We start from the raw sequence: 11,683 nt of genomic DNA on the forward strand, positions 1-11,683 counted from the left end.
CAGCCGGGCAGGAGGGCTAAGTCATGTTTTCAACCCTTGCACCCATTCTGCTTCAGGCGACCTGGGAAACCATTTACATGGTCGCAGTATCGCTGTCGATTGCGACGCTGTTTGGCCTGCCGCTTGGTGTATTGCTCGCGACCTCTGGCCGGGGCGAGCTGTTTGAGGCGCTCTGGTTCCAGCGCGTCTTTGGCCCGCTGGTCAATGCAACCCGCTCGGTGCCGTTCATCATTCTGGCGGTTGCCATCATTCCCTTTACCCGTTTCGTTGTCGGGACCTCGATTGGCACGTCTGCGGCGATCGTGCCACTGACGGTGGCGGCCATTCCGTTCATTGCGCGCATCATCGAAGGTGCGATGCGCGAAGTGGATGGTGGTTTGATCGAAGCCGCCCAGGCCATGGGCGCGCGTCCGGTACAGGTCGTGACCAAGGTGCTGTTGCCCGAAGCCTTGCCGGGCATCATTCACGGTCTGACCCTGACCGCGGTGACCCTGATTGGCTATTCCGCGATGGTCGGTGCCGTCGGGGCCGGTGGGCTTGGTGATCTTGGCATTCGCTATGGCTATCAGCGTTTCCGCCCGGATGTCATGGCGGCGGTTGTCATCACCCTGATTGTCGTGGTGCAGGCGGTGCAAAGCTTTGGCGACTATCTGGCGCGCAAGGCCGACAAACGGAATATCTGAGCATCTCGTCAAACGAAATTCGAATGTGAGGATTGCTCACATTCATCAAATTCCCGCACAAACCCAAAAGAAAACAAGGAGTTTTACAATGCGGTTTTTCCTTAAACTGACGGCGGCTGCCGTTCTGGCATCGGCACTCACCGGTCAGGCACTGGCCAATGACGCGGTCAAGATCGGCGTCACCCCGGGTGCGCATGAAGAAGTCATGGAAGAAGTCGTCAAGGTCGCAGCCACCAAGGGCCTGGATATCGAACTGGTCAGCTTCTCGGACTATGTCATTCCCAACCAGGCGCTTGATGATGGTGATCTGGATGCCAACAGCTTCCAGCACGTTCCGTATCTTGATAACCAGATCAAGGACCGTGGGTATGAGCTGTCGGTGGTGGGATATAACATCCTGACCCCGATGGGCATTTATTCCAACAAGATCAAAAGCCTGGACGAGCTGCCCGAAGGTGCCGAAGTCGGCATTCCGAACGATCCGACCAATGGCGGTCGTGCGTTGCTCGTGCTGCAGTCCCATGGCCTGATCAAGGTTGATCCGGCGGTTGGCCTGGTGGTCAGCCCGCTTGATATCATTGAAAACCCCAAGAATATCAGCTTTATCGAGCTTGACGCCGCCCAGCTGCCGCGCTCGCTTGATGATCTGGATGCATCGGCGATCAACACCAACTACGCGCTCGAAGCCGGTCTGAACCCGATCAAGGATTCGATTGCAATCGAAGGCAATGACAGCCCGTATGCCAACGTGATTGTCACCCAGACATCGCGCAAGGACGAGCCGTGGGTCAAGACGCTGGTTGAAGCCTATCACGATGATACGGTCCGCAAATTCATCGAAACCAAGTATGAAGGATCGGTCCTGCCGGTATTCAAACTTCCTGAATAATCAAGCCGATTATTCAATTCTATTTAATAATCCCGCAGGGCAATCCACCCTGCGGGATTTTTTGTGTCCGGACCAAATCCGGCCGCCAGATCAATCCTCATACGATTTGATTGCATGTGCGCCCGACCGTGACGCCTGTCGCCCGAAACAATGTCACGAAGAACGGTAAAATACCCTTTTGCCTGAAATGTTTGTATCATGCCATTTGCGATAAAAACGGGCTCGTAAAGTCGCGTGACAATGCACATATTAGATTGATTCCAAACATGATGGCGGCGTCGGATTACCATGCGCAGGTCACCATCTGAATTAAGACGGGGTCGCGGGGATTCCATCTTGCGTTTTCGACGGGCTGTATTGCAGGCCGACAACACCGGGTTAAGAGGTGAGGTGCGAGGCCAGAAAGGCGCATCACCCCTGTGAGAGGTTTGACTAACGATGATCAAGTTCGGGCATATCAAGTCGTTTCTGGTCTGCTTTGCACCGCTTAGCGCGATATTTCTGGCAATTGTCAGCTTCCTGGCCTGGGATGTAAGCACGGAACGCGAAAGAACGATTGCCAGCGACCAGCGTTTCGCACTGGAACAGTCGATTTCGATCCTGCGTGAACGTCTTGAAGTGGTGGTTTCCGATCTTTTGATCCTTTCGGAAAGTCGCCAGCTTGAAGCCGTAATCGAAGGGCGGGTCCCCAAAGAGGAACTGGCCGAGGAATATGCTGTTTTCTCCCAGAGGCGCGGTGTCTATGACCAGGTCCGCTTTCTGGACAATGACGGCATGGAAATCATCCGCGTCAATTATGGTGGCGGTATTCCCTATGCCGTGCCGGGCCGTGATCTTCAGGACAAGTCAAGCCGCCCCTATTTTCAGTTTGCCAACAATGCGCCGCGCGGGACGATTTATGTCTCGCGGATTGAACTGAACGAAGAGTTTGGCGAAATCGAAAGGCCGATCAAGCCGGTTGTGCGGTTATCTGCGCCTGTTTTTGACAGGTACGGGCAACGTCAGGGGGTTGTCGTCCTCAACCTGCGGGCCGGTCCGATCCTTGACGAGATGACCGCAGAATTGTCCGGTGATGGTGCGCAGGGCTTTGTGCTTAACCATCACGGCCACTGGATCGAGGGCGGAGAGGCCGGTGAAAACTGGGCTCAGGAGCTGAATGGCGCAGCCGTCGGACTGGGCGACCGGTTCCCCACGGCGAGGGAGAACATGCGCCAGGGATATGAAAGCTTTACCACCGATGACGGGTTCTATTCGGTGCGGCGCCTTGATGTTTCGTCGCTGCTGCTGGCACAGAATGCAACGCGGACCTTGTCTGTGATCATTGGCGAACCGGACAGCAAGGTTAACGACCTTAACCTGTTTGTCGGCATGCGCCTGCCCAGTGACATCTACGAAGCGATGCTGCGCCCGGACCGTGGCTTGCTGATTTCGGTATCTGCGGCCTTCTTTGTCTTGATCGCGATCGGCAGCGGTGCCTATGCCTGGACCCGCCAACGCCAGATCGTTGCCAGTTTCGATGCCCGCCTGTCCGAGCAGGTTCTCCGCGCGTCAAAAAACAGTGTTGTTGTCACCGATGAGAATGGCCTCATCCAGAAAGTGAATCCCGGCTTCACGGCCCTGACGGGGTATCTGCCCAACGAGGCGATTGGAAAGCCGTTATCGTTCCTGCGTGCCGAACAGGAAGAAGCCGATATTCTTGAAGATATCCTGATGGCGGCGCGCGCCAATGGAACCTGGGAAGGTGAAGTGTGCAATCGCCGGAAAGGCGGTGACTTTTTCTATGCCAATACCGTCATCAGCGCGATCACCGATCCGGGAAACTCGGAGGTCAACTTTGTCGAGATGGGTCTGGATATCTCGCGGCATATGGAAAATGCCCAGGAACTCTGGCGTCAGGCCAATCATGATGCCCTGACCGGGCTTCCCAACCGGTTGCTGTTTGAGGACCGGCTGGAAGTCGCCTGTGGTCACGCGGAAAATGATGGCTATTCAGTTGCGCTGCTTTATATCGACCTTGATGGTTTCAAACCGATCAATGACCGCTATGGGCATGAAATCGGCGATCAGGTCCTGCGCAAGGTTGGCGAGCGGATCAAAGCCACGGTCCGTCAGGGCGATACGGTTGCGCGGCTTGGCGGAGACGAATTTGCAATCATTGTCGATGACGTCAATGGCCGGGACGAAGCCGACTGGATATCACAGAAGGTCGCGGGCTCTGTCCAGCGACCGATGGAATTTGGATCGCTGAGTGTCGAGGTCGGGGCCAGCATCGGGATTGCCGTGTTCCCGCATGACAGCCGGGAGGTAACGGCACTTCTCAGTCTGGCCGATGAAAAGATGTATCAGCAAAAACGCATTCGCAAAGCGGCAAACAACAAACTGGTCAATGCCAGACGATAAGCGGCTTCGGGGCATTCACGCTGTCGGTTACAGGCGCACGCAGGCGGATTGCATAACGTTATGCCTTGCCTGTGCCGCGTTTTGTGCCAATTTCATGACGAATGAAATGTCATCGGAACAGGTATTAAACGTGATGCAGATCGGAGAACTTTCAAAGGCCACTGGTGTCAGCGTCAGGTCGCTGCGCCACTATGACAAACAGGGCCTTTTGGCGTCGCGGCGCGCGCAAAACGGCTATCGGGTGTTTCATGCCGATAGCGTGTCGCGGGTCGAGTATATCCAGCTTTTCCTGAGCTGCGGGTTCGGAACGCGCGAGATCGCCCGCTTCCTGCCCTGTTATGTCGAACAGGCCGATTTCAGTCAGCACACCTGTACGGCGGGATATGAACAGCATCTTGAAAAGATGTCGGAACTTGATGACCTGATTGCTGTTTTGAATGAACGGCGCGATCGCCTGCGGCATGTCATCGCCAATTTCGGCGAGACAAAATACGCAAACCTGCGTTCCGTTCCACCGGCCAAGCAGGCTGAAAACCGGCCCGGAAAAGCAGCATGACGATACCCGTCTGAAATCACGCTTGACCCTGACACTAGTGTCAGCGCGCCAGACTCCGACAGTTTCAATTTTGCAAAAAAGGAACTGTCATGAACAGATTTGCAGACAAGGTTTTCATTGTGACCGGTGCCGGGGCCGGGATCGGATTGGCCAGCGCGCGCCTGCTGGCCGAGAACGGGGCAAAGGTACTGATTACCGGTCGCCGCGAAGGGCCATTGCGCGCCGCCGAACAGGACACAAGCGGTATTGCGGCACTTGTGGTAGATGCGACCGACCCCGATGCGGCGGAACGTACCGTCGGCGAGGCAATGTCGCGCTGGGGACGGATCGACGGGCTGGTCAACAATGCCGGTGGCGGTGTGATACAGCCGCTTGAGGCCGCTACCGAGGCCGCGATTTCAGACCTTTTCAAAATCAATGTCGGGGCACCGACGCTGCTGGCTTCGGCGGCCCTGCCACATCTGGCAGACAGCCAGGGCACAATTGTCAATCTGTCGAGCACGTTTGGCAGCAAGGCAGGCGCACATCTTGGCCTTTACGGGGCCAGCAAAGCGGCCATCGAACATTTGACGCGCTGCTGGGCGCTTGAGCTGGCACCGCGAAACATTCGCGTCAATGCAATCGCGCCGGGCCCGGTTGAAACCGCGTTCCTGCGCGAACGCATGTTGCTGTCCCCCGAGCAAGAGGCCGCCGTGAAACAGCAGGAAACCGAGATGATCCCGCTTGGGCGGCGCGGTGTGCCCGACGATATTGCCCGATCGGTTGTCCATCTGCTTGATCCCGCAAATGACTGGATCACCGGGCAGGTGATCGGCGTCGATGGCGGGCTTGTGATCCGCTAAAGGCAGTACGCAACGGAGTGCAATAATACAGGCCCGCAATCATGTATTGCGGGCCTGTTCTCTGTTCGGTTTTCAGAAAAGCATGACGTGGTCAGCGCTTTTTACTATCTCTACTTTTTCCTAAAATACGTTGATAGAGTAGGCCAACTGAGACAAGGACAATACCCAGTCCGATAAATGATAGCGCTCGCCAGATCCCTTCCAGTGCTGACATGTCAAAAAGGAATGCTTTTGCTGTGGCCAAGAAGACTAAAGCTGCGGACGATATGCGGGCGTAGTAAGCCTTTCGCCAAACCCCATACGCTAGCAGGGCAACTCCAAAAGCCAACCATGCTGCAGAGTAGCTATAGAGTTCGGCATTCGTCCATTCGCGGTATATCCCGATATAGCCGGAGTGGTACAGTTGCCGAATTTCCAAAGAGACCCAGGAAAAAGCTAGGAGAATAGAGAGACTTGCTGCGCATGTTTGGTAGTAGCGTGGCAGGTCTACGTCTCTTCTTGATGCTAGAAAACCTATTAGGATCGCGGGTAGCAGGTATCCACTTAGGAGGAGGTTGAAGAAAATGTTTTCTCCGATGAACTCGTCTGTGAAAACGGGGTTGTATACCAGCAGGTTAAGTATGCCGATCATCGCAAAGCTCAGGACGCGAAGTCCGAGCACGCATTTCCCGATTACTGGGCTTGCATTTGCTCGGCCCAGCCTTTGAAACCCGAATGACGCCGCAAGTGCAAGTAGCGAATGGAGGCTCCATTCCATCAAGGTGTTCGGTGGGCTGTAAAACAGACCGTTGTTCGTGGCATGATGTAGCAGAACCGCGCCAGTTGCGAGAGATGTTGCAATCGCGAGCGCCTCAAACGCCAGTGTTTGTCGTCTGATTCGTGGTTTTGTTTCCTCTGATGCTGCATGGAAAACCGAGCGCAGCTTGAATACACACCACCAGAATATTAGTGCTGGTCCGCCATAGCCCCAGAGCAATTCATTGAACAATGGTGTCGTCGAGAGCTCGTTGGTTGGTACAATGGTTGGGGTCCAAGCGATTGACAGTAAGACCAGTCCCGCCAAGGCGAGGGCACAGGTTCCCAAGCTTGGCAATGGCCATCGGCCGCTTACCCAAATGGTGGAGGCACAGAGGGCCGACAGTGCAAGTTGCATCCAGCCATCCCCGAGGAGAATAATTATTGCTGTCGCAATCAAGCCGATCGTTGCGATGGTGTAGGTCGCAAGTGTCGGTTTTCGATCATAGTCCTCAGTAGTTAGGTGTCGATCGAGAAAGGCGAGAGCACAGAGATAGGCTGCAGCCATCGCAAGTGCTGTTGCGCCAAAGAATTGGCGGACCTCAAGGGCCTCACTTCGCCACAATGCAATAAAGAAGATGCCAATAGGACCGACTACACCGCATATCGCGAGAAACCGCCGCGCGGTTGAAAGGTAAGCACCAATGAAACCGCCAAGCCCCATCAACAGACCGAGCAGCAAACCGGTAAGTATGAAGCTTCTTGTGTCTGGCAGAAGTGTAAGTTTGTCGATCGCGTCTGTGATGATTGGTTGATCAAACAACAGAGCATTAACTGGAATTCTTACATCCCAGCTCAAATACCCAACAAGTGCCAGAATTGGCGCAGCAAGTGAAACCGGCCCGATCCTTGGCCAACTATATGCAGTCGCCATAAGCAGAGCGATCACGATTAACAGTGTCGTGGTTCCGGTGACGTCGTAGTTGGATTGATGGAGAAGGTAGACGACGAGCCAACTGTTTAGCCCAACGTAGAAGGATGTGTCCCAATTAATAGGCGCTGTCGGAACCGAGGAATTGCGATCAAAAACGCCCAAAGCAAAAGTCATGATAGAGGCAATAAGCAATGAGACATCATATACCGCTAAAGGAGCTGCTATTTGCAGAGGTGCTGCGAACGCAACCAAGTGCCCCCAAATGAAACCTGCAATTACTGTGAGGTTTGCAAACCATAACCACCTTCGCAGACGGGATATCCCAAAGCTGCCCAAGCTGATAGCCAGACCATAGAATGTCAAAACCCATGGTGCAGGGTCTGAGGATTCGATTAGAAATGGCACGACATAACTGGCCAGCAGTCCTGTGGAAGCAAGGATTGGACCTTGAAGAAGCGACAAGGCCAGTGTCGCAACAGCGATAATGGCCATCAGAGTGAATGCCGTTCCCGGCCCAATTAATCCATACAGGACATGCGAGGAATATATTGCAGCAAAGGCTGTCGTTGTACCAGCAAGCGTCAGGATGCCTGGAATATAGGTGCTTTGGGCAAGGTTGCCGAGTGCTGCAAAATCTGGGCGCCGACGAAGGGTTTCTGCGGCAACAAAGAGCGACAAGGCGAAGAGGCTGGCGATTGTAACGCGCTGAACAGGTCCAAGAAGACCAGACTCAATTGAATAATGAACAAGGAAGATGCCGCCCAACACCAGAGCAATACCACCTACCCAAACAGACCACCGAGAGCCGATCTTGTCTTCAAAGCTGGTGCCGGAAGTTGTGGGAGAGGGGGAGGAAGGTTGTTCATTCGTGTCGGAAGTTAGGGCCGGTTCCTGTGTATCTTCCGAAATGGCAGATGCATCGTCGGTGGCCAACGTGGAACTATTACTCGAACCTTTGGTTTCTGCCTCTCCTTCGGATAAATCCGATGGCGCACGGGGTTCGAAATGTTCAGTCTCGTTCTCTTCGGGGATCGATGCAGACTGAACAGCTTTCAGAGCTTTTAGTTCGCGTTCCAGAACTGAAAGGCGTTTGAACAGCTTGCTGTTCTGGGCAAATGCAATAATGCCAAGAATAGCACCGATTATCATTGCCGGCCCGAGAAAGTAGGATGTCAAAAAAGACATAACGTCCCCATTCTGTGATTGCGATGGTTGGACGTATGTCTGCTCAAGGCGCGCTACAGCCAACCTGTTGATCTAGCTCGAGTATCGATGCGATCTTAGGTTGAGGACTTTAGTTTGGTTTCTTTTTTCGCGCAATATAAAGGGATTGGGGAGAGTTTCGCCAACGTGGCTTTCAGGCCACCATCGCGTCATATTCTTCCTGCTTGTCGAGCCATTTCTGTTCGACCATGGCGAGTTCGTTTTCGATCTGGCCGAGTTCCTTTTGGATGTCGGCCAGCTTTTGGGCGTTGGCGTCTTCGTAAAGGGTCGGGTCGGCCATTTTTTCTTCGATGCCGGCTTTGCGTTCGGAAAGCTTTTCCATCTGCTTTTCGAGCTTTTCGACTTCGCGCTTGATCGGTGCGGCCACTTTGCGTTTTTCAGCCGCCTGCTGGCGTTCGGCCTTGCGGTCGCGTTTGGCGGGTTTGCCGTTGCCGTTTCCTGGGCCGTTACCGTCTTCGCCGCCGTTTTTGTTGGCACGGCGTTCCATACGCGCACGATCGAGAAGATACTGGCGGTATTCGGCAACGTCGCCGTCAAACGATGTGACCGTGCCATCCGCCACCAGAACCAGACGATCCGCACAGGCTTCGATCAGATAGGGATCGTGGCTGATGATGATGACGGCACCTTCGTAGGCATTGAGCGCATGGTTCAGCGCATCGCGGCTGTCGATATCAAGGTGGTTGGTCGGCTCGTCGAGGATGAGCATATGCGGGGCATCAAGCGTCATGAGCGCGAACAGCAAACGTGCCTTTTCCCCACCCGAGAGGTCCTTGACCTTGGTGTCGCCCTTCGCACCCTCGAAGGCAAAGCGGCCGAGCTGTGCACGGACCTTGTGTTCGATGACATCAGGCATCAGGGATGCCATATGCTGATAGGGTGTTTCATCGCCGCGCAGCTCGTCTGTCTGGTGCTGGGCGAAATAGCCTATGCGCAGTTTGTTCGACGCATGCTTTTCGCCTGACATCAGCTGCAGGCGATCGGCCAGAAGCTTTGCCAGGGTCGATTTACCGTTACCATTGGCACCCAGAAGGGCAATGCGGTCATCCATATCAATGCGCAGGCTGATATTGCGCAGGATCGGTTTGCCTTCTTCGTAGCCGACATCACCATCATGGATGTTGATCAGCGGCGGTGGCAGTTCCTTGGGGCTTGGGAAGTCAAAGGAAATGCCGCGATCCTCGACCACCGGGATGGCCGGGCCCATTTTTTCAAGCATTTTGACACGGCTTTGCGCCTGTTTGGCCTTGCTGGCCTTGGCACGGAAGCGGTCAATGAAGGATTGCAGATGCTTTTGCTGGGCGATCTGCTGTTCATAATGCTTGGAGGCCAGTTCCATCTGTTCGCGGCGTGTCTTGGCGAATTTGTCGTAGTTGCCGCCATAAAGGGTGACGGTGCCGTCATGCAGATGGGCAATCGATTTGACCACCCGGTTGAGGAGATCGCGATCGTGACTGATCAGGATGATCGTGCCGGGATAGTTGATCAGATAGTTTTCAAGCCAGATGGTGGCTTCAAGATCAAGGTGGTTGGTCGGCTCGTCAAGCAGCAGCAGATCGGGGCGCAGGAAAAGGGTGGCGGCCAAGGCCACACGCATGCGCCAGCCACCCGAGAAATCATCACAGGGGCGTTGCTGGGCATCCCCGTCAAAACCAAGGCCCGACAGAATGGCGGCAGCCCTGGCCTCGGCGGTATGGGCGTCGATGTCGGCCAGGCGTGTATGGACCTCGGCAATGCGGTGCGGGTCGGTGGTGGTTTCGGCCTCTGCCAGCAAATCGGCGCGTTCGGTATCAGCCGCCAGCACGGTTTCAAGCAGGGATCGCGAACCCGCCGGGGCTTCTTGCGATACCACACCCATGCGGGCCCGCTTGGACAGGACAATATCGCCGCCATCGCCGGGCAGGTCGCCCGAGATCAGTTTGAGAAGGGTCGATTTCCCAGCACCATTGCGCCCGATCAGGCCGACCTTGTGGCCATCGGGAATGGTCGCCGATACCCGGTCAAGAATCACTCGTCCGCCAATGCGATAGGTGAGGTCGGTAATTTGCAGCATTTTTGGTTGGTCTCTTGAACTGGTTTGCGGGCGCCTTGGGCGCAGTTTAGGGGGAATCGCAAGGATTTCTGTGCTTTCAATAGGGCAGGAGGGGCTTTGACGCAAGGATTCTTCAAATTGTCATCGCCAATGTGATTTTGATGACAGGACGGGGTGAAAACCGCCCGAAATCGCAGTTTCATGCCTTTTGGGGGTGTTTTGCGGGCGAAACAGGTGAATGCAACGGCTGCAGGTCTGCTTTGCAGCGGTAGAACTATGTGTTGCGTTGCGATCCAACCCCGTTTATATAGCGCCAACCTTCGGGTCTGTGGATGATAAGGGCGGTCTTTGGTGCCGCCTTTGTCTTCCGCAGGCCCTTTGTTCTCGGGGGGCTCATGGGGGTCCTCTTTGGGGGTAACGAATTTTTACAAAGCTTAGGTGAAACCAATGGCTGTCGAACGCACTCTTTCGATCATCAAGCCGGACGCAACGCGCCGCAACCTGACCGGCAAAATCAACGCCGTCATCGAAGAAGCTGGCCTGCGCATCGTCGCACAGAAGCGTGTCGCTCTGACCCGCGCTCAGGCTGAAGGTTTCTATGCAGTTCACAAAGAACGTTCGTTCTTTGGCGAGCTGGTAGACTTCATGGTCTCTGGCCCGGTTGTTGTTCAGGTTCTCGAAGGCGAAGATGCCGTCGTGAAATACCGCGAAGTCATGGGCGCAACCAACCCGGCAAATGCCGAGGAAGGCACCATCCGCAAACAGTTTGCAGAATCCATCGAAGCGAACTCGGTCCACGGTTCGGACTCGCTCGAAAACGCTGCAATCGAAATTGCATATTTCTTCGCTCAGACCGAAATCGTCGGCTAAGCCTGGAATACAGTTTTCCGGTTCTTCCGGATGCAAAAACGCCCCGCAGATTGCGGGGCGTTTTTTGTTTGGCTCTGTTGATTGCGCGCAAAGGTCAATCGATCAGGAATGCGGCCATCAGCAGCAAGAGAACCCCGATCGAGATCACGCTCCAGAGCATGAATTTTGTCCAGTGGTGCCAGCCTTCCTCGTGGTGGTGCACCAGGCCTTCGTCATAATCACTTCCTTGCATGGGTTTCCTCCCTGATTGCGGATCATGATCTTCCGGGCCGGTTATCTGTTTGGTTTTTCGCCCGGATATCGCGCAAGGCGATCTGAAAATCATACCGCCAAATAACCCAAGGGTGAATAATATTTATGAACTTATCTGATTGTGCGTCGCGGCATGCTGGACAAGCGGTGAGCCGCGTGCCATGGTTGGAGTATGAAAAACGTTGTGACCCAGCATCTGGTGCGAATTTTTACCGCCTCTCATAGAGTGGCGGGGTAGCGACGTTTTGACCAATTGAGACCCACCC

9 protein-coding genes are annotated in these 11,683 nt (G+C 54.8%); 6 read left to right on the forward strand and 3 right to left on the reverse strand.

The window, feature by feature from the left end:
* The first annotated feature begins 23 nt into the window (after nucleotides 1-23).
* From AUQ43_RS01050 to AUQ43_RS01075, 5 genes are all read left to right on the forward strand, one after another.
* Entirely contained in the window at nucleotides 24-683 is a 660-nt protein-coding gene (locus tag AUQ43_RS01050; RefSeq protein ID WP_062953779.1) for a methionine ABC transporter permease, read from the forward strand.
* Between the two features lie 88 nt (nucleotides 684-771).
* The gene (locus tag AUQ43_RS01055; protein WP_062953780.1) at nucleotides 772-1,572 is read left to right on the forward strand and encodes a MetQ/NlpA family ABC transporter substrate-binding protein; all 801 of its coding nucleotides are present in this window, start codon (nucleotides 772-774) and stop codon (nucleotides 1,570-1,572) included.
* Nucleotides 1,573-2,010: 438 nt separating this feature from the next.
* A complete protein-coding gene (locus tag AUQ43_RS01065) occupies nucleotides 2,011-3,972 on the forward strand; it encodes a diguanylate cyclase domain-containing protein (protein WP_062953782.1) in 1,962 nt (653 codons plus the stop codon).
* A 133-nt stretch (nucleotides 3,973-4,105) separates the two neighbouring features.
* Complete coding sequence (locus AUQ43_RS01070) at nucleotides 4,106-4,528, forward strand: MerR family transcriptional regulator (RefSeq protein ID WP_084271934.1); 423 nt, start codon at nucleotides 4,106-4,108, stop codon at nucleotides 4,526-4,528.
* A gap of 89 nt (nucleotides 4,529-4,617) precedes the next feature.
* A complete protein-coding gene (locus AUQ43_RS01075) occupies nucleotides 4,618-5,370 on the forward strand; it encodes an SDR family NAD(P)-dependent oxidoreductase (RefSeq protein WP_062953784.1) in 753 nt (250 codons plus the stop codon).
* 91 nt (nucleotides 5,371-5,461) lie between these two features.
* Here AUQ43_RS01075 and AUQ43_RS01080 read toward each other — a convergent pair whose 3' ends face one another.
* Nucleotides 5,462-8,224, reverse strand: a complete 2,763-nt coding sequence (locus tag AUQ43_RS01080; RefSeq protein WP_084271932.1) for a DUF2339 domain-containing protein — start codon at nucleotides 8,222-8,224, stop codon at nucleotides 5,462-5,464.
* Between the two features lie 172 nt (nucleotides 8,225-8,396).
* Nucleotides 8,397-10,316, reverse strand: a complete 1,920-nt coding sequence (locus AUQ43_RS01085; RefSeq protein WP_062953786.1) for an ABC-F family ATP-binding cassette domain-containing protein — start codon at nucleotides 10,314-10,316, stop codon at nucleotides 8,397-8,399.
* Nucleotides 10,317-10,742: 426 nt separating this feature from the next.
* On the opposite strand from AUQ43_RS01085, the gene ndk reads away from it, so the two are divergent.
* Nucleotides 10,743-11,165: a nucleoside-diphosphate kinase gene (ndk, locus tag AUQ43_RS01090; protein ID WP_008891250.1), complete on the forward strand. Its 423-nt coding sequence runs from the start codon at nucleotides 10,743-10,745 to the stop codon at nucleotides 11,163-11,165.
* Between the two features lie 94 nt (nucleotides 11,166-11,259).
* On the opposite strand, the gene AUQ43_RS20195 is transcribed toward ndk, so the two are convergent.
* The gene (locus AUQ43_RS20195) at nucleotides 11,260-11,397 is read right to left on the reverse strand and encodes an aa3-type cytochrome c oxidase subunit IV (protein WP_114129841.1); all 138 of its coding nucleotides are present in this window, start codon (nucleotides 11,395-11,397) and stop codon (nucleotides 11,260-11,262) included.
* Between the last annotated feature and the right edge of the window lie 286 nt (nucleotides 11,398-11,683).

Origin of the sequence: Thalassospira sp. MCCC 1A01148, from assembly GCF_001613795.1 — a bacterium.
In the GTDB taxonomy this organism is placed as follows: Bacteria; Pseudomonadota; Alphaproteobacteria; order Rhodospirillales; family Thalassospiraceae; genus Thalassospira.